The 19,254-nt window shown below is 57.9% G+C and carries 12 protein-coding genes; 7 read left to right on the top strand and 5 right to left on the bottom strand.

From position 1 onward, the window contains the following. Nucleotides 1–259 precede the first annotated feature (259 nt). On the bottom strand, nt 260–1,129 hold the full coding sequence (locus NHH03_RS15930; RefSeq protein WP_253157908.1) for an enoyl-ACP reductase FabI: 870 nt from the start codon (nt 1,127–1,129) through the stop codon (nt 260–262). Nucleotides 1,130–1,324: 195 nt separating this feature from the next. Between NHH03_RS15930 and NHH03_RS15925 the strand changes: the two genes are divergently transcribed. After that, nucleotides 1,325–3,364, top strand: coding sequence for a sigma-54 interaction domain-containing protein (locus tag NHH03_RS15925; protein ID WP_253157906.1), 2,040 nt, complete (start codon nt 1,325–1,327; stop codon nt 3,362–3,364). Here NHH03_RS15925 and rdgB read toward each other — a convergent pair whose 3' ends face one another. The 3 genes from rdgB to fae form a co-directional block, all read right to left on the bottom strand. Then, the gene (gene rdgB / locus NHH03_RS15920; RefSeq protein ID WP_253157903.1) at nt 3,365–3,964 is read right to left on the bottom strand and encodes an RdgB/HAM1 family non-canonical purine NTP pyrophosphatase; all 600 of its coding nucleotides are present in this window, start codon (nt 3,962–3,964) and stop codon (nt 3,365–3,367) included. 35 nt (nt 3,965–3,999) lie between these two features. Continuing rightward, a complete protein-coding gene (locus NHH03_RS15915) occupies nt 4,000–4,887 on the bottom strand; it encodes an NADP-dependent methylenetetrahydromethanopterin/methylenetetrahydrofolate dehydrogenase (protein WP_253157900.1) in 888 nt (295 codons plus the stop codon). 353 nt (nt 4,888–5,240) lie between these two features. Next, entirely contained in the window at nt 5,241–5,741 is a 501-nt protein-coding gene (fae, locus tag NHH03_RS15910) for a formaldehyde-activating enzyme (protein ID WP_253157897.1), read from the bottom strand. A gap of 148 nt (nt 5,742–5,889) precedes the next feature. On the opposite strand from fae, the gene NHH03_RS15905 reads away from it, so the two are divergent. After that, nucleotides 5,890–7,098, top strand: coding sequence for an ATP-grasp domain-containing protein (locus tag NHH03_RS15905; protein ID WP_253157895.1), 1,209 nt, complete (start codon nt 5,890–5,892; stop codon nt 7,096–7,098). A 616-nt stretch (nt 7,099–7,714) separates the two neighbouring features. Here the strand turns inward: NHH03_RS15905 and lpdA are convergent. After that, nucleotides 7,715–9,106 carry a dihydrolipoyl dehydrogenase gene (gene lpdA / locus NHH03_RS15900; protein ID WP_253157894.1) on the bottom strand — a complete coding sequence of 464 codons (1,392 nt, stop codon included), beginning with the start codon at nt 9,104–9,106 and terminating at the stop codon, nt 7,715–7,717. A 244-nt stretch (nt 9,107–9,350) separates the two neighbouring features. Between lpdA and NHH03_RS15895 the strand changes: the two genes are divergently transcribed. From NHH03_RS15895 to NHH03_RS15875, 5 genes are all read left to right on the top strand, one after another. Then, nucleotides 9,351–10,379, top strand: a complete 1,029-nt coding sequence (locus tag NHH03_RS15895; RefSeq protein WP_253157891.1) for a UPF0104 family protein — start codon at nt 9,351–9,353, stop codon at nt 10,377–10,379. Nucleotides 10,380–10,655: 276 nt separating this feature from the next. Continuing rightward, a complete protein-coding gene (locus NHH03_RS15890; protein ID WP_253157889.1) occupies nt 10,656–13,646 on the top strand; it encodes a PSD1 and planctomycete cytochrome C domain-containing protein in 2,991 nt (996 codons plus the stop codon). Next, nucleotides 13,643–15,091: a DUF1501 domain-containing protein gene (locus NHH03_RS15885; RefSeq protein ID WP_253157886.1), complete on the top strand. Its 1,449-nt coding sequence runs from the start codon at nt 13,643–13,645 to the stop codon at nt 15,089–15,091. The genes NHH03_RS15890 and NHH03_RS15885 overlap by 4 nt, the downstream gene beginning before the upstream one ends. A 223-nt stretch (nt 15,092–15,314) precedes the next feature. Next, on the top strand, nt 15,315–17,744 hold the full coding sequence (locus NHH03_RS15880; RefSeq protein ID WP_253157885.1) for a PSD1 and planctomycete cytochrome C domain-containing protein: 2,430 nt from the start codon (nt 15,315–15,317) through the stop codon (nt 17,742–17,744). A gap of 4 nt (nt 17,745–17,748) precedes the next feature. Then, nucleotides 17,749–19,113: a DUF1501 domain-containing protein gene (locus tag NHH03_RS15875; protein WP_253157884.1), complete on the top strand. Its 1,365-nt coding sequence runs from the start codon at nt 17,749–17,751 to the stop codon at nt 19,111–19,113. The last annotated feature ends 141 nt before the right edge of the window (nt 19,114–19,254 follow it).

Here is a 19,254-nt window from a genome sequence, read left to right as displayed (position 1 = left end):
CACATGCACCGGGCCGATGAAACCGGTGCCAACCACAACGCTTCGAATCTCACTGTTCATCTGCTTCCCTGTCGGAGAAATTATTGTCAATCATCACCAGCCATCGCGTGCGTTTTGAAGCCAGCGCTTTTCATCACAACCCGACGCGTGAGCGAGGGATTTAGGGTGTTAACAGGATCCCTCGCTGACGCTTCGGGTTACCAAAAACCAATACCCCACGCAAAAGCGCTGGCTTCAAAATGCGTAGGCGACCGCTGCGCTAGTTTGATTCGGCTTTGGCCAAGTCGGATTTAAGTTGTGCGACTTCTTTGGTCAGGCGATGCATGTCGTCGAGTAATCGGCCGGGGCTGCCCATCATGTTGTAACCGCCATCGACGTGCAGGATTTCGCCGGTGATCCCATTGCTGGCGTCACTCAATAAAAAGGCACCGGTGCGGCCGACTTCTTCGTGGGTGATGTTGCGGCCCAAGGGGGCCATCAAATCGTACAGTTTCAACATTTCTTCGACGCCGGCGGCGCGTCCGGCCAAGGTTCGTACCGGGCCGGCCGACAGCGCGTTGACGCGAATGTCACTCGGTCCCAAATCGTAGGCGGCATAGCGGACGGCGGCTTCCAAAGCGGCTTTGCAAATTCCCATCACGTTGTACCCGGGCACGCATTTTTCGCCGCCGAAGTACGTCATCGCGGCGATCGATCCGCCGGGATTCATGATCGGTTTGGCCGCGGCGGCACAGGCCAACAGCGTGTAGACGCTGACGTCCATGGCCAATTGAAATCCCGCGCGGCTGGTATCGATGGTGTCACGCCCCAAATCCGCCCGATCGGCGAAGGCCATGGAGTGTAGGACGAAGTCAATTTTTCCAAATTTTTCTGCCGTCGCATCGAATACAGTGCGGATGTCCTCGTCCTTCTGCGCATCCATTGGCAGCAGGAAGGCGGCGTTCTCGAATTTATCGGTTAATTGCGAAACTCTTCTACGATTTCGCTGACGTTCGTCATCCGGTCGGTCAGGTAAGTGCGTAAACCCACAGACCCCACCGGCGTTCATGATTTCCTGAGCAATCGCCCAGGCGATCGAATTTTCGTTGGCGACACCTAAAATCAGACCCTTTTTACCCTGAAATTGCATCTCGAATCGTATTCCTACTGAACTAGGGAAAGTCACGCACTACTACCGCATGCATCAGTCGCGTGCCGGACAGGATAGCGTGAAGTGGTCTCACTCGTCTATTTGCCAGGCGACCGACTTTCCTGACTAGGTGGAATGGGCTGCCGACTCCCCCCGGTATTTCTGAAACGACTTCACGACGTACTCCCCTATCCTATGACAAATCAAGCTCCCCCCGGCAAACTCGTCGATCCAGCCAGCCCAGAGGGCGAACTGGCGTTTGCAGCCGAAATCGCAGGCATGCTTCGCAGCCAAATCGGCCGCTCGGCGATGCTCAGTCAGTTGCTGCCGCGTTTCGTCGATTTGCTGGGACTCGGCTGTGCGGGGCTTGTCACCCAGCATCAGGGCGGGTGGCAGGTGGAATCTTGGTCGGACGTCAACAGCAGCAGCAACGGTTTACCCGCCGCCAAGACGTTGCCGAATGAACTGATCAGCGATGCCATCGATCGCGGCACCAGTCGGACTGATGGCCGCTGGTGGGCCGTGCCATGCCAAGTCGACGTCAACGAGGACGGGGTGATTGTTTCCTCGCCACTGGTCGGCTGCCTGGTGTTCCAAGCCGATGATCCGGCCGCTGCAGCGGATCGCATCAACCGGGTTTCTCAGCTGCTGGTCACGGCGATCATCCGCACCGAACTGGATTCCCGCCATCGACACCGGATCGCACAGCTGACCAGTGTGCTGGAGTCTGCCGCCCGCTGGCAACAGACCCAACTGCTAGAAACCAGTGACGACAACACACTGCTGCGTCAGATCGCCGACAGCGCGACGGATCTGATCGATTGCGAGCGTGCCAGCATCTTTCTGTGGGACAAACGCCGCAACAAGCTGATCGGCCGCCCGGCGCTTGGCATCGACGATCGGCCGCTGGTGATCCCCGACGACGCCGGAATCGTTGGCGAAGTCCTGGCGACCAAAGAACCTCAGATCTGGAACGGCAACAGCGACGACGAATCACGCATCAATCGTGAAATCGATCGCACGCTGGAGTTCGACACGCGATCGCTGGTCGCCGTGCCACTGATCGGAACTCGCGGCGAAACGATCGGTGTGTTCGAAGCCATCAATCACCGCGAGAACCAATTCGATACCTCGCACGTGTTGCTGCTGTCGGATCTGGCGACCCATGCCGCGGTGGCGATCCAAGCCCAACGCGCTAAAAAAACATTGACCGAGTCACGGGATCGACTGGTGCGTGACGCGGCATCGAGCACCCCGATGATCGGCCAACACCCCAGCGTGGTTGCGGTCCGCGACAGCGGGACCAAAGTCGCCAAAACAGACCTGAGCGTTTTGATTCTCGGGGAGAACGGGACCGGTAAAGAAGTTGTCGCAAAACACATCCACTATGAAAGCGATCGCAAGAACGGACCGTTCGTCGCGGTCAACTGCGCGGCGCTCGTGGAATCGTTGCTGGAAAGTGAATTGTTCGGACACGAAAAAGGATCCTTCACCGACGCCAACGCGACACGCGTGGGCAAGTTCGAACTGGCAGGCGGCGGCACGCTGTTTCTAGACGAGGTCGGTGACATGAGTCCCGGCGGTCAAGCCAAGTTGCTACGCGTACTGGAACAAAAGGAGGTCGTGCGTGTCGGCGGCAGTGTGCCGATCCCAGTGGACGTGCGTGTCATCGCTGCGACCAATCAACCGTTGGAACAACTGATCGCCCAGAAACGGTTCCGCGAAGACCTCTTTTTTCGTTTGAACGTGGTTTCGCTGACATTGCCCGGACTGGCCGATCGCGGCCGCGACGTGCTGCTGTTGGCGGACCATTTCCTGCACCATTTCTGCTATGAAATCGGCCGCAAAGTCCCGGTGTTCTCTGATGCCGCCCAGTCCGCGATGCTCTCGCACCCTTGGCCTGGCAACGTCCGCGAACTGCGAAACACCATCGAACGGGTGTCGTACCTGACCGCGGGCGACCAAATCAATGCGGCTGATTTGGAACTGCGATCACCGCTGGGAGAAGACGGTCATGCCGGGTCCAATGGTTCGTCACGATCCTCGTTGCGAATCGATTTGCCGACCTCACTGGCCGAATCCACCCGTCTGTTTCAGATCGATCACATTTGCCAAGCCATCGAAAACTGCAGTGGCAACATGACCGAGGCTGCGTCACGCCTGGATCTGCATCGATCCAATCTGTATCGCAAAATGAAGCAATTGGGGATGCGGACCGGCGAAGAAGAATCCTGATCAGCCGACCAGTCGCTGCAGTTTTGGCAACAAGTCTCGCAGCGCACGCGAGCGATGACTGAGCGCTCGTTTGACGGTCAAATCCAGTTCGGCAAACGTCCGATGGTATTCAACGATTTCGAATAGCGGATCGTAACCGAATCCACCACTGCCGACCGGTTCCGTGCGAATCCGGCCGCCACAGGTGCCACCGGCGGTCAGCATCACGTTGCCCTGCGGGTCCGAGAGACAGATTTCACAGTGATAGCGAGCCGTCCGTTTTTCAATCGGTACGCCTTGAAGCTCCGCAAGCAGTTTGGCATTGTTCGCGGCATCGTCACCGTGGGTGCCGGCGTAGCGTGCCGAATAGACGCCCGGGGCGCCGCGGAGTGCATCGACGGCCAACCCACTGTCCTCGGCCAGCACCCAGCGGTTTAAATGCACGGCCTGTTCGGTCGCTTTGAGTTGCGCATTTTCACGGAACGTGGTGCCGGTTTCTTCGACGTCAATCGAATTAGGAATCTCGGCCAACGATTGCAATCGATAGTGATCTTCCGGTAGCAGCAGTCGCAGTTCGACCAGTTTCTTTTGGTTATTTGTTCCCAGGACCAAGTCAAACATGGCATCGCGCGGTGAGCGGGGTGAAGAAGGATCGTTCAGGATCGATCGGTGGCTTTGGCCAGTGAGTAAATTTCGTCGATGTCCAGTACTTTGTCATTGGATTCGAACAGCGATTGAATGGCAGCGCGGTGGGTTTTCATTTTCAATCCACCCACACCGATCGCACCATAACCGACCGCTCGCGAACCTTCGACGATCGGCTGGGCCTTGTCCATCACCGCGACGCCGCCCAGGCCGGAGGGCGGGATGGCATTCAAATCAATCGCCACCGCCAGATCGGGTACAGCAGCCAGATCGGATTCCGATGCCAACTGCACACCGGCTGCGCCACAGGCGATCACAAGATTGGCACGGGTCAACAGTTTGGCGACGTCGTCGGGTGAATCGAGTTCGGCGGCGATCAATTCTGCGTTGGCAGATTCACCGAACTGCTCTCGAATCCGCGCGCACACTTTTTCTGCCCGCGACAGCGAACGACTGGTCAGGGTGACCGTCGCCCCATCACCGATCAACAGACGTGCCACACGCTGGCCGACCGGCCCGGTACCGCCTAGGACCACGGCGTGGGCACCGGCTAAATCCAAGTGGCGTGCCGCAGAAACCACGGCCGCAGCGGCAGTCGTGTTACAACCGTTGGCGTCCATCATCACTGAAACGCGAACGGGGCCAAAAAAAGCGTCGGTCACGCAGCGCAACAGGTTTTCGGCTTCGGCGACATCACTCCCCCCTAAGAAGATCGCAGTGTCTTTTAAATCGTCTCCACCACGAGTGAACATCGCCCCGTGCACCAAGGGTTCGATCAACGTGGCCTGTACGTCGGCATACGGAATCAAATGATCAACGCCAGAATCGATTGCCACCACCGCATCAAAACTACTTGGCTGTGAATCACAATCGAATTGAAACAAGATCCGTTTAGGCATCTGCAATCATCAGGCGTGAGAGTCGACGTGTAGCGAATGACAATTTGCCAATCCATCGAAGTCAAAAACACTTTCATCACAACCCGACGCATTAGCGAGGGATTTATCCGGTTGACGGGATCCCTCGCTCACGCTTTTTGAAGTTGCGCTTCTACGGTAACCCGAAGCGTTAGCGAGGGATTCTAGGTGTTAACGGGATCCCTCGCTCACGCTTCGGGTTACGAAAAACCAATGCACCACGCAAAAGTGCTGGCTTCAAGACTGACACGTCGGGCTAGGAAAAACCAAGCCTTGGGGCTTGAAGCCAAATGCACTTTCACAGCAAACCGGTGCGGCCCAACGACGGCGCGTCGTTAGAAGTTGCCCTTGAATGGGTGCGCCGCGGTGTCCTTTTGTGCCAACATTTCGTCAGCCGACGGCTTGCTGCCCATGGCGTTTGCCAACGATTGTTTGACGGCTTCGTAGTTGTAGTTGTAGATTTTTTCGTCGTCTTCGGCTTCGGGGTGAATGAACACGCCGCAGACGCAAACCAAATCTTCGGCTTCGTCCTTGGGGATGATGCCTTCGCCAACCGCGTCGGCGACCGCTTTGGCAACAGCCGCTTGGGCCGGGCCAAACATTTGCACGACCTGTTTCATGCCTTTGAGCGTGACTTTGGTGACCATCACGGTCGAGGGTTTGACGGCAACGTTGGGCGCCAAAACGGCCAACAGATTCGTGTGGCCTTCGCTTTGAGTCGAAAGGGCGTTTGCAAATGCGGTTCCGACGGGGCCATTTTTGCTGCCGATCATCAAATCGATGTGTGCCACTTCGTTGCCGTCGCCCACCAGGGCTTCACCAATGTAAAACTTCATTTCAAATACCTGTCAAAAAGAAGGTTTGTTTTGGAAGACCGGTGGGGAAACACATGTCCGTTGCCCCGCAAGACGCTGGTCGGCACGATCCGCCTGGGCGTCTGGGGTGGGTCTGGAGTCGCAGAGAAGCTAACAAACCGTCGCCCCGATGCAACCACCCGAAGCGAACCTTCCAGCCACAGTGATCGCAGACCGAAATTCTAGCGATTCCCGCCCCGGCCCACTGATCCTGGTCGGTGCATCGGTGCGTTCGGCCGCTGAATCAGCGCGTCGCGCCGGTTTCCAGCCGATCGCTTGGGACCGCTATGGCGACCGTGACACGCGGGCGGCGGCGGAACACTGGTTGCCGTTGGATTCGTCTCCCACGCCAAGTTCACTGCGGGAATCACTGCGAAAGCTGGACCAGATCGGCGCAACCAACACCCCGCTGCAGATCGCCGGTGGTCTGCACGGCGGCTACGACTGGCTGCGGGACTGTCGCCGAAAGTTCCTGGGCGCTGACCTGGAGTGCATTTCGCGAACGGCAGAAATTGAATTCCTAGCCCCGCTGGCCGCACATGCTCGAGTGGCATTCCCCGAATCGGTGAGACTTTCGCCGATCTCCGGCCCCGCCAGCGGACATCCGATGCCGGGGCGATGGCTGGTCAAACGCTCCTCCAGTAGCGGCGGACTGGGCGTGCGTTGGCAAGCGGTCCAGCCCTCGCCTTCCCATGGCTCCCTTCAACACGCGTCCATTCTGCAGCGTTTCACAAGTGGTCGTGCCGTCGGTGTCAGTTATCTAGGAGATGGAAACCAGGCGATATGCTTGGGCGCATGCCGCTTGATCACACGTCGATTCGGCGACCTGCCGTTTGTCTACACCGGTGCGATCGGTCCGCTAAAACTGTGTGACGCGGTGACACAGCAACTGCGCCGGATTGGCGACGCATTCGTCAAACACTGGCGTTTTGTCGGTCCGTTTAATGCCGACGTGATTCTGCAAGCCGAGTCGGTCAGCTTGATCGAGATCAATCCACGCTGGAGCGGATCGATGGAATTGATCGAACGCAGCTGGAGCGAAACGCTAGGTGAACCCTGTTCCCTGTTTGAATCGCCCGCGATTTGGCAGGCACGCTTACACCGACGTTGCGCCGACACTCCCGCACCGCCCCGGTTTCTCAAGCGGGTGCTATTTGCCCGCCGCACACAGTGGGTCAGTCCCCTCGAATGTGACCAGCGCGCCGCTCGATCGCGATGGCAATTCAAAGATGTACCGAACCAGCCCACAAAAATCGTTGCCGGCCAACCGATCGCCACCCTCATCGCCCCACTAACGCAAACCAATCTGCCAGATCTGATGCGTTATCAATGGGGGTAATGTTCTCGCTGGCGGTGATTCCCGTCGATCCTGATTGCAGTCACCGTTGGAGTTCACGCTTCAGCGTGCCAAGCCAATGCCTTTCATGGCTTGGGCGACCACTAGTGGTCTGTGTCAACTCAATTTTCGGGTGGAGTGAATGTGTAGGTGACGCTGGGGACGTCGATCGTATTTTTGACGCTTTGCGGTTCGTCTTCAGTCCCAATCCACGGGCGTGAGCCAGTCGAATTGGCCTCTCCAGGCCGGAGGCCAACACAGGAATTGCCGGTGGCATCAGCCACCGGTCTGGAACCTTAACGAGCCCGCCAAGCCCCGGAGGGGCGACACAGTTGCCCATCAGTGTCGCCCCTCCGGGGCTTGCGATTTCATTGCCACTCTTTCCGGTGACTGACGCCACCGGCAGAGGTTGTGCCGGCCCCCGGCCTATCACTTGAGATCACCCATGGGCTCACGCCCAATGCCACATGCTGCCGCCGCTTCGCGGCTCAGGACCATGTCGTTCTGAGAGACACCGATCATCACCAGAAGCGTCATTCATAAAATCGGCGCCCCGTGCGTCACGGTCTTGTTGTGACGCTGTGCGTCACCTACCCGAAAACCAAGCTGCGGCGGAATACTAGGCTGTGTGGATCGCGCGTCCGGCGACATCGAGTGCCGCTTCGTGCATCGCTTCGGAAAGCGTCGGGTGAGCGTGACAGGTTCGCGCGATGTCTTCGCTGCTGGCACCAAACTCCATCGCCGCGGCGGCTTCGGCGATCATGTCACCGGCACGGGCGCCGATGATGTGCACGCCCAGGACGCGATCGGTTTTAGCGTCGGCCAGAATCTTGACCCGACCATCGGGCTCGCCAAGTGTTCGCGCTCGACCGTTGGCGCCAAACGGGCAGACGCCTTTGTTGTACTCGACACCAGCGGCTTTCAGCTCGTCTTCCATTTTGCCGACACTTGCGATTTCCGGATGCGTGTAAACGATCGCCGGAATCACGTCGTAGTTCAGATGCGTGTGCATGCCGGCCATTCGCTCGACACAAACCACGGCTTCTTCCATCGCCTTGTGTGCCAACATGGCCCCGCCGATGCAGTCGCCGGTTGCAAAGACGTTCTCGACCGCGGTTTCAAAGTTTTCGTCGACAGCAATGAATCCATGGCGATCCGTTTCCAATCCGATGGCTTCCAGCCCCATGTCATCGGTGGCCGGGCGACGGCCGGTCGCCAGCAACACTCGGTCACAGGTGATCGCGTCGCCGTCTTTGACTTGCACGATACACTTGTCGCCTTCGACGCGTGCCGATTGAACAAAGGTTTCGGTGTGGATCGTGATGCCCTGTTTTTTGAATGTGCGGTGAGCCAGCTTGGCCATTTCCGCATCGATCCCAGGGAAGATGCGATCGGCGGCTTCCAACACGATGACTTCGCTGCCCAAGCGGTTCCAAACACTGCCGAGTTCCATGCCGATGTAACCGCCGCCGATCACCACCAACCGCTCGGGGACCTCGGGGAACGACAGCGCGGTGGTGCTGTTGCCGATGCGATCGCCGTCTTCTTCGACACCTCGCAGCGAGGCCGGGACACTACCGGTGCACAACAAAATCCGATCGGCCTCAATCACCACCGGTTCGTCACCCTCGACGATGATCGAGTTGACATCGCGTAATTTTCCGCGGCCACAGTATGGAGTGACTTTTTTCTTCTTGAACAGCATGTCGATGCCGCCGGTCAGCGTGTCGACGATCTTTGTCTTGCGATCCATCATCGCTTGCAGATCGAGTTCGACGCTGGAGATTTTCAACCCATGCTCGCCGAACCGCTGTGTCGCTTCTTCATACAGGTGGCTCGATTCCAAGAGCGCTTTGCTGGGAATACATCCGACACGGACGCAGGTCCCGCCGAATTGCGTGTTTTCGTCGATACAGGCGGTGTCAAATCCCAATTGGGCGGCGCGGATCGCGGCGACGTAGCCTGCCGGTCCGCCGCCAAGGACCACCAATTCGTGTCGAACCGTTTTCATAAGACTTTTTTGCAGTTCTGGTAAAAAGGGATAACCGGGTTGCCAGAGGGGCTCTGGTGGAAAGGTCCACGAGGTGCCCGGCAAGAACGAAAACACTCGTTTTTACACTTCAGCGCCCACACTGTACGCTCGCAATGATTGTCGGTAAATCACGGGGTTGTCGCTGAGCGTCCAGGGGGGACAATCTGGGACTGTGGTCGCCACCGGCGATTTGTCAACCAATCTTTTTCGAAGCGATTCTTCCTTGGTCAAAATACGCATCCGCAAATATGCCGGACCGGTGCTCGCGATTGCCCTGTTCGCATTGGCGGTCAAGTTGCTGGTGCACGAAGCCAGACAGATCACGTGGGAGGAATTTGTTCGCGGGCTGACCGGTGTGCCGCCCAGCCAAATCGCGATCGCGGCCCTTTTGATCGCCCTGAATTACGGTTTGCTAATCGCCTACGATTTACTGGCGCTGCGTTATGTGGCCCGCTCGTTGCCGATCCGCCGCGTTGCATTGGTGTCAATTGCCGGTTTTTCATTGGGAAATAACTTGGGGACACTGCTGGCCGCGGCGCCGATTCGATTTCGATTTTATTCCCAGTGGGGTCTGTCCCCGGTCCAGATCGTGGCCTTGATCTCGATCGTCGGACTGACCTTTTGGAGCGGCTGGTGGTTTCTGGGAGGGCTGGTGCTGATCTGGGTGCCGTTGCAACTGCCGCCCGATGTTGCCCTGCCGGTGGGCACACAAACGATGGGCTGGGTGCTGCTCTCGCTGGCCCTGATCTATTCGCTGGTGTGTTTTGTCTGGCGCAAGCCTTGGCCGATCGGCGAACTGCACCTGCGTCCGCCCCGCCCGGGATTGATGTTCGTGCAAGCAGCCGTCGCCTCGGTTGACCTGCTGATCTCGGCCACGGCCCTGTACCTAGTCCTTCCAGGCGACTCGGTGGTCCCCTTTGCCCAAGTCTTGGCGGCCTATTTGGTGGCAATCGGCGTCGCCATGATGACCCAGGTCCCCGGTGGTCTGGGGGTCTTGGAAGTGATTCTTCTGACGCTACTCAAAGGCACCGTCGGCGACACGGTGTTGGCATCGGTGCTGATTTTTCGCGTGCTGTATTACTGGCTGCCACTGCTGGCCGGCATGATCGCACTGGTGGGGTACGAAATTCACAGTGGTGCGATCACGGCTCGAGAGGCCAAGGGGGGCGAGGTTGCCAATGCAATCAAACCTGAACCGATCGACGGGGAGAAATCGCCGGGTGACGATGAACCAACCGGCGACAGGCTCTAAAGACCGTTGTCGTTCACCACAGATCCGTTCGAGAGTGAGCGATCAATGGAGTACAATGACGGTTGCCGATCAGACTCGGTCCCGCCCCCATTTCTCCGTTTGAAGTTGCGTTTTGCCTAGGGCATTGGTTTTTGGTAACCCGACGCGTCAGCGAGGGATCCCAATAACACCCAAAATCCCTCACTCACGCGTCGGGTTGTGACGAAAGCACAACTTCAAAACATTCCCCTGCCGCTCATGCTCACTTTGTTCCCCCGTCGAATCATTGGATGGCTGATGACAGTCGGCTGTTCGGTTTGTGTCGGCATCTACCCAGCGACTGCCGAATCGCCGACGACCACTGCTCCGACCGCATCGAACCCGGACTTCAACCGGGATGTGCGACCGATTTTGGCCAAACACTGCTTCACCTGTCACGGGCCCGATGAAGGCGCTCGCGAAGCAGGCCTGCGTCTGGATTCCCAAGCAGGTTCCAGAGCGGATCTGGGTGGTTACCAGGCGATCGCGCCGGGCGAGAGCAAGGCCAGTGAGTTGATCGCGCGTGTGGCGGCCGAGGATCTTGATCTGCGGATGCCACCGGCCGATTCTCATCCGCCGCTTAGCCCAGACGACATTGACACGCTACGACGATGGATCGACGGTGGAGCACGCTATACAACGCATTGGTCGTTTGTTCCGCCGCAATCGTCGCAACCGCCTGAGGTGGCCAACGGCGATTGGTGTCGCGGACCCATTGATCGGTTCGTCTTGCAGCGGATGCAGGCGGCCGGATTATCGCCGAGTCGGCCGGCTGACAAACATGCGCTGGTGCGTCGCGTCTACCTAGACCTAATCGGTGTTCCACCGACGGTCGAACAAGTCCATCGATTCGTGACCGACACGCACCCCGAATCCTATGAACGATTGGTCGATCGGTTACTCGCGTCGCCGGACTACGGAGAACGGTTCGCCCGTCCCTGGTTGGACTTGGCTCGTTACAGCGACACCAATGGCTATGAAAAAGATCGCCCGCGTACGATCTGGCCCTACCGTGATTGGGTGATCGATGCGCTCAATGATGACCAACCGTTTGATCAGTTTTCGATCGAACAACTGGCCGGTGACATGCTGCCCGCCGCCACCCGCGAACAACGGATTGCGACGGGGTTTCATCGCAACACGATGCTGAACGAAGAAGGCGGTATCGATCCGCTGGAGTATCGGTTTTATGCAATGGTCGATCGCGTTGCCACGACCGGCACGGTGTGGATGGGCGTGACGACCGGTTGCGCACAATGTCACACCCACAAATACGACCCGATCACACACACCGATTACTACGCGTTGATGGCGTTAATGGATAACGCCAACGAACCCGAAATGAACGCCGACCCCGCAGCGGTGATCGATCGGCGGCAACGTTTAGAACACCAGATCGAACAATTGGAACAACAGATCGTCCAGCAAGAGATCCTTGGCGACGGGGCCCCCGCCGCAGCGCGGCAGGCATTTGAAGCATGGCGCAGCGAACAATTGCAAACCGTTTCGCACTGGCAAACCGTCGCGCCGCTGGCGGCACAGTCCACGATGCCGTTGCTGAGTGTTCAAGACGATGGAACGGTGCTGGCGTCAGGCGATGCGACTAAACGGGATGTCTACACACTGACCATGCCGGCTGTGGAAACCGACCAACCGATCACGGCGATTCGCATCGAGGCTCTGCCGCATGCGTCGTTGCCCGCCAAAGGCCCGGGGCTGGCCTTTTACGAGGGCCGTCGCGGTGATTTTTTCCTGAGTGAATTGAAATTGTCTTCATCCGATTCAGCGATCGGTTTGAGTGCCGGCACCACATCGGTGCCGGGTGCGGATGCCAAGAACGGCAAGACGTATCCCGGCAATGTGTTGGATTCCGAAGGTTCCACCGGTTGGTCGATTCCAGGCGACGCAGGCCAAGCACAGCGATTGGTGATCCGCATGGATCCGCCTCGCAAATTGGATGAATCATGGACAGTCGAAATGCTGTTCGAACGCCACTACGTCGCCGGCCTGGGGCATTTTCGAATCGACGTGACCAGCGATCCCAATTCGGTCGCGATGTCGCTGCCGTCGTCACTACAGCAATCATTGGTCTCGGACGACACGGATGAACTGCAAACGCAACTGGCGACACAGTATTTGCGTAGCGCTGACGCCGTGGCTGACCTGCGCAAATCCATCGATCGATTGCGAAAACAATTGCCCGACGACGTCCGCACGCTGGTGATGCAAGAACGACCAGACGCAAATCACCGAGTCACTCGGCGCCATCACCGCGGCGAATACCTGCAGCCCAAAGAAGCGGTGACTCCGGCCATCCCCGATGTGTTTGCGGATTCGACCGATCAACAGCCGACGGATCGTTTGGAACTGGCGCGATGGTTGGTCAGTCCGGCCAATCCGCTGGTCGGCCGAGTCACGGTGAACCGTGCCTGGCGAGAATTTTTTGACCACGGAATCGTCCGCACCGCAGGCGACTTTGGCACCCAAAGCGATCCGCCGACGCACCCGCAATTGCTCGACCAGCTAGCGACGGCTTTCACAGACGACTCGGCACTTGGTGGCCGCTGGTCGATCAAGCGACTGCACCGAGAAATTGTGCTCTCATCGACCTATCGTCAAGCGACGGGGCCACCGCCGGCGACGGATCCCATGAACCGTCTGTTGTCCGTGTTTCCCTACCGGCGCTACGATGCCGAACGGATCCGCGATTCGTTCTTGTCGGCCTCGGGAATGCTGTCACGGCAAATCGGCGGCCCCAGCGTTCACCCGCCGCAACCGGAATCGGTGATCGAAATGGCCTATGGCAAACCATCTTGGCCGACATCCACGGGGGCGGATCGATATCGACGATCGCTGTACACGTTCAGCAAACGAACGGCACCCTTCGCCGCTTACACCACCTTTGATGCGCCCTCAGGTGAACTTTGCATCGCCCGCCGCGATCGCAGCACGACTCCGTTGCAGGCACTGACGCTGCTCAACGACGCGATGTATTTGGAAATCGCACAGGGATTGGCCGACCAAGCCGTCCGCGATGTCGGCGGACAAACCGCCGACGAACAGGAATCAATGTCCACCCAGCGCAGAATTGCCAGACGTCTGTTTCAGCGGTTGTTGGTGCGTTCCCCCAGCGAGTCTGAGTTGGATGCAATTTTGGATTTCTATCAAAGTCAATCCGAACACGAGCAACCGTGGATGTTGGTCGCTCGTGTGTTAATGAATACCGACGAAGCAATCACAACGCCATGAATTTAAAACAATCGACCCGACGTCAACTGTTTCAGTCTTGTGGCATCGGATTAGGCAAACTTTCACTGGCATCGCTGCTGGCGTCGGACTTGGCGTCCGCCGCTAGCAGTGACTCAGCTAGCAGTGACACAGCGAACCCCCAGGCCAGTGGACCGCTTGGCGGATTGCATTATCCGGCCAAGATCAAACGGGTGATCTATTTGTTCATGGCGGGTGCCCCCAGCCAACTGGACCTGTTTGATCACAAACCAAAACTGACGGAACTAGAGGGCAAACCGATTCCGCCGTCGGTGATCGCCGGACAGCGATACGCGTTCATCCAGTCCAACGCTGCCGTGCTGTCGCCGCGGTTCAAGTTCCAACGCCATGGCGACTGCGGTGCGGAACTGGCGGAAACGTTACCGCACTTGGCCGGCGTCGCTGACGATCTGGCGATCATCCGCAGCGTGCACACCGACCAGTTCAACCACGCCCCGGCACAGATCTTTGTCAACACCGGCAGCCCGATTCCAGGCCGACCGGCGATGGGGTCTTGGTTGACCTACGGGATCGGCAGCGAAGCGGCGGACCTGCCGGGTTTCGTGGTGCTTAAAAGCGGTGGCAATCTGTCCGGTGGCGCGGCGATGTGGAGCAACGGTTTTCTGCCCGGCCAACACCAGGGCGTCCCTTTTCGATCCAGCGGTGATCCCATTTTGCACGTCGCCAACCCGGATGGAATCAGTCGCCAGACCCAGCGGGCCTCACTGGATTTGTTAACGAATCTGAATCAACGACGATTCGATGCGCTCCATCTGGGCGGCATTCAATCGCGGATTGAATCCTACGAGATGGCCTATCGCATGCAGGCCCGGGCGCCAGAGCTGATGGATTTTTCCGGCGAATCCGAAGACACGCTGGCGATGTACGGCAGCAGTCGCGACGATGCGGGGTCGTTTGCCAAAAATTGTTTGTTGGCGCGACGTCTGGCCGAACGCGGTGTCCGCTTCATTCAACTTTATCATGCCGGCTGGGATCACCATAGCAACGTCGAAGCCGGTTTGAAGACGCAGTGCAAACAGGTCGACCAGGGTTGTGCGGCGCTGGTCAAGGATCTCAAACAACGTGGAATGTTGGACGAAACCCTAGTCGTCTGGGGTGGCGAGTTCGGCCGCACGCCGATGGTCGAATCCAGTGCGGCGTTGGGGCGTTCGCTGGGCCGCGACCACCACCCCCAAGCGTTTACAATGTGGATGGCCGGCGGTGGCATTCGCAGCGGACAAACAATCGGCAAAACCGATGACCTGGGTTTTCACCCGGTCGAAGATGCCGTCCATGTGCACGACATCCAAGCCACCATCTTGCACCAATTGGGAATCGATCACGAGCGGTTGACGTTCACCTACGCCGGGCGCCCCTTCCGATTAACAGACGTGCACGGCCAGGTGATCAAGAAACTGGTGGGTTAAATTACATCGCGGGGGCATACTGAACTTTTTGAAGCCAGCGTTTTCGCGTCAGGCATTGGTTTTTGGTAACCCGACGCGTCAGCGAGGGATCCCGTCCACCGGCTAAATCCCTCGCTGACGCGTCGGGTTAGGAAAAGTTCATGCCTCGCGCAACACCGCAACTTCAATAGTTACACTAGTCGTTGGTCTTACAAACACCTGCGTCACGGATAGTCAACGTTCCATGCCCCGCCTGTTGTTGCTTCCCCCGCTATTGTTACTCTCGATCACCTGCTTGGCCGCCGGAGAGATCGATTTTGAGCGTCAGATCCGTCCGCTGTTGATTCAACATTGTGTGGATTGTCACGGGCCCGACGAGCAAAACGGCGGATTGCGTTTGGACCGCGGTGGCCAGTTGGATCACGAAGCCGATTCCGGCAAACGGGCGGTCGTGCCGGGTCAGCCCGAACACAGCGAGTTGTTGGTGCGCGTCACTTCAACCAGCGAAGACGACCAGATGCCACCCGAGGGCGAGCGTCTCTCGGCACAGCAGATCGACGTGCTACGCCGCTGGATCGCCGCGGGTGCAAAATGGCCAATGGGCGCGACGGACCTGCCAGCCACAGACGACACGCTCGAGAGTCACCACTGGTCGTTTCAACCGATTCATTCAGCGGCGCCGCCGAGTGTGCGCGCCAGCGATTGGCCGCGTGGCGACCTGGATCGTTTTCTGCAATCCAAACGTGAATCGGCTGGACTGACCGTTGCCGAAGACGCGGAACCACTGGTCTTTGTGCGTCGCGCGACGTACGCATTGACCGGATTGCCGCCGACGATTGAACAGATCAACGCGTTTTCGGATCACGTCCAGCGCAGCGGTATGCCGGCGGCGATCAGCGAACTGGTTGACGATTTGTTGAGTCGGCCCAGCTACGGCGAGCGTTGGGGGCGTCACTGGATGGACTGGGTGCGGTATGCCGACACTGCCGGCGATAATTCAGACTATCCGATCCCGCAGGCCTATTTGTATCGCAACTACATCGTTGACTCACTCAATCAAGACCTGCCCTACGATCGTTTTCTGACCGAACAACTCGCCGGCGATCTGCTGCCCGCGGATTCATTGGCCCAGCGAAATCGGCAAACCATCGCTACCGGCTATTTAGCAATGGCACGTCGATTTGGATCATTGGTCGAACGTTACCCATGGCACCTGACCATCGAAGACACGATTGATAACGTCGGCCGCACCATGATGGGGCTGACGATCGCCTGCGCACGCTGCCACGATCACAAGTTTGATCCGATCAGCGCCCGAGATTACTACGCCATGTACGGGATTTTTGCCAGCACGCGTTACCCCTTCCCAGGCCTGGAACTGTTTCAAGCCCAACGGGACTTCGTCAGCCTGCTGGATGCTGCCGAAACACAAGCCGCACTTGGCAAGTCGCAACCGGAAACGGAAAAGTTGGTCGCCGAGCTCAATCAACAATTGCAGCGCTGCGACGAACAATCACTCGAGAATGCCAGACGCGAAAAAGGAAGCAGTGTTGAACAGCAGCGCAGGATGCGCAACGATCTGGACAAAATGTTGCTCAAGGCACGTCGCGCTGGTGAGCAATTGGCCAAGCATTTAAAAACATTGCCCGAAATCCCCACGGCCTACGCCGTCGCCGAAAGTACCCCCGTCGACGCGCGGATTCAAATCAAAGGCGAACCGACGCGGCCGGGTGCGGCGGTGCCACGTGGTTTCCCCGAAATCCTGGGCGGCTACCAGCTCGACCCGGCCCTCGGCCAAACCAATAGCGGACGGTTACAACTGGCCCAGTGGATCACCCATCCGGACAACCCGCTGACCGCACGGGTGATCGTCAATCGCGTCTGGCAGCGCCACTTTGGGACCGGACTGGTCTCCAGCACCAGCGATTTCGGGTTGCGTGGCCAACCACCGACACACCCTGAATTGCTGGATGCTCTGGCAGTGGATTTTGTCAACCACGGTTGGTCATTGAAACATCTGCACCGCCGCATCATGAACTCGCACGTTTATGCCCTGTCCAGTCGCGACGTTCCCGGGAACCTGACGACCGATCCGGACAACCACCTGTATTGGCGATTCAATCGTCAGCGGATGGATGCCGAATCATTGCGTGACACGCTGTTGATGGTGGCCGACCATTTAGACTGCACGCCTCAGACACAACCTTATCCGTTTCCGCCCCGCGACAAATGGACGTTTACTCAACACCACCCATTCAAGGACGATTACCAAAGTAACAAACGCAGCGTCTATTTGATGACCAAGCGATTGACGGCCAAGACCTATTTCCAAACCTTTGATGGCCCTGACCCAAATGTTTGCACCAGTGATCGTGACCAGTCGGTGACCGCATTGCAGGCGTTGTATTTTGTCAATGATGATTTCTTGCATCAGCAAGCCGACCGGTTTGCCACTCGCGTGTTGAACCATTCGGCCGAAATGGATGAACGAATCCGATTCGCATTTGAATCGATCCTCTGTCGACCACCCAGCGAGCAGGAGACACAGATGATTCGCGAACATTTAAATTCTGTCACACAACACCTTGCGCCTGCCGATGATGGCCAGCACCAAACGTGGTCCAGTGTGACGCGCAGCCTGTTTCGTCTGAACGAATTCTTATACTTGGACTAATGTGATGGCGAATCTGATTCCCGGTCGACGTGGCATGCTGCGATCCATGGTGGGCGGTTCGTTGTTGATGCCCGGCATCGTGTCCCAGTTGTTAGCAGGCGAAGACCATTCGCAGGTCGATCCGCTGGGACCCAAAACCCCGCATTTTGCGCCGCGCGCCAAAAATGTCATTTTCATTTATGCAACCGGCGGCGTGTCACACATTGATACGTTTGACCCGAAACCGACCAGCAACAGTCGCGACGGATCTGGCGACGATCGCCTGATGGGCAACCTGTTCGGCGCCAAACCGAACCCACAATGTGGGACGGTGGTCAGCGACCTGTTTCCACATGTTCGCGAAGTCATGGACGAGATCTGTTTAATCCGTTCGATGAAGGCGTCTCACTTCGATCACTCCGAAGCCACGTTGGGCATGCACACCGGTTCGCCCACCTTTGCCCGGCCGAGTATAGGGTCTTGGGTCAGCTATGGTCTCGGCACGTTCAACCAGAACCTACCGAGTTTCATCGTCATCGCGCCCCATTTGCCGTACGGTGGGACTCAAGTTTACGCCAGTGATTTCCTGCCCGCGTTTCACCAGGGCACGCGCGTGTTGCCGGGCGACAATCCGATCGCCAACCTGCGCCCACCCGGCCGCACGGTAAGGCTGCAGGAATTGGAATTTGGATTGGTCGATCGGATGAACCAAATTCATGCGCAACAGCGTCCTCACGACAGCGCTTTGGCAGCGCGAATGAAGTCGTTCGAGACAGCCTTTCAAATGCAGCAAGCCGCGCCGGAAGCGTTTGATATCGAACAGGAACCAGAACATGTTCGTCGGCTGTATGGACTAGACCGAAAAACAAAAGGCCCCGGCGCCGATTTTGGTTGGCAATGTTTGGTCGCGCGGCGATTGGCGGAGCGCGGGGTCCGGTTCATCGAATTGATCGATACCGGTTCACGCCCCAACTGGGATTCGCACGGCGAGATGAAGGAACATGCCGATCTGGCTTACAACGTTGACCAGCCGACCGCCGGATTAATCCGTGATTTGCGTCAGCGAGGCATGTTGGACGAAACGTTAGTCGTCTGGGCAACCGAGTTTGGGCGGACACCGACCAAAGAAGGCAAGAACGGCCGCGGGCACCATCGCGACTGCTTTAGCGTCTGGCTGGCCGGTGGCGGATTCAAAGGCGGTCATGTCCACGGGGTGACGGACGAAATCGGCAAGTACACCGTCGAAAACCCAGTTGAAGTGCATGATTTGCACGCGACCATTCTGCACCAATTGGGAATGAACCACGAGAAATTGACCTTTCGGCACGCCGGTCGTGATTTCCGATTGACCGACGTACACGGCAACATCGTGCATGATTTGATCGCTTAGGACTGAGCGAAAAATAAGTGTCCGACAATTTTTTCTCGCACGATACTCAGGACGGTCGTTCAGTTTGCGACATGCACCCTCCCCATTCGCGCTTGAAAGTTTTGTCTTCATCCCAACCCGACGCGTGAGTTTTGAAGTTGC

The organism is Stieleria tagensis (genome assembly GCF_024129865.1).
In the GTDB taxonomy this organism is placed as follows: domain Bacteria; phylum Planctomycetota; class Planctomycetia; order Pirellulales; family Pirellulaceae; genus Stieleria; species Stieleria tagensis.
Note: the sequence above shows the minus strand (reverse complement) of the source record. Positions and strands in the feature narration are given on the sequence as shown.

Coding starts and splice junctions, on each gene's coding strand:
- NHH03_RS15875 (WP_253157884.1), top strand. CDS start 17,749: ATGGCGAATCTGATTCCCGGTCGACGTGGCATGCTGCGATCCATGGTG.
- NHH03_RS15885 (WP_253157886.1), top strand. CDS start 13,643: ATGAATTTAAAACAATCGACCCGACGTCAACTGTTTCAGTCTTGTGGC.
- NHH03_RS15880 (WP_253157885.1), top strand. CDS start 15,315: ATGCCCCGCCTGTTGTTGCTTCCCCCGCTATTGTTACTCTCGATCACC.
- NHH03_RS15890 (WP_253157889.1), top strand. CDS start 10,656: ATGACAGTCGGCTGTTCGGTTTGTGTCGGCATCTACCCAGCGACTGCC.
- NHH03_RS15925 (WP_253157906.1), top strand. CDS start 1,325: ATGACAAATCAAGCTCCCCCCGGCAAACTCGTCGATCCAGCCAGCCCA.
- NHH03_RS15905 (WP_253157895.1), top strand. CDS start 5,890: ATGCAACCACCCGAAGCGAACCTTCCAGCCACAGTGATCGCAGACCGA.
- lpdA (WP_253157894.1), bottom strand. CDS start 9,106: ATGAAAACGGTTCGACACGAATTGGTGGTCCTTGGCGGCGGACCGGCA.
- fae (WP_253157897.1), bottom strand. CDS start 5,741: ATGAAGTTTTACATTGGTGAAGCCCTGGTGGGCGACGGCAACGAAGTG.
- NHH03_RS15915 (WP_253157900.1), bottom strand. CDS start 4,887: ATGCCTAAACGGATCTTGTTTCAATTCGATTGTGATTCACAGCCAAGT.
- rdgB (WP_253157903.1), bottom strand. CDS start 3,964: ATGTTTGACTTGGTCCTGGGAACAAATAACCAAAAGAAACTGGTCGAA.
- NHH03_RS15930 (WP_253157908.1), bottom strand. CDS start 1,129: ATGCAATTTCAGGGTAAAAAGGGTCTGATTTTAGGTGTCGCCAACGAA.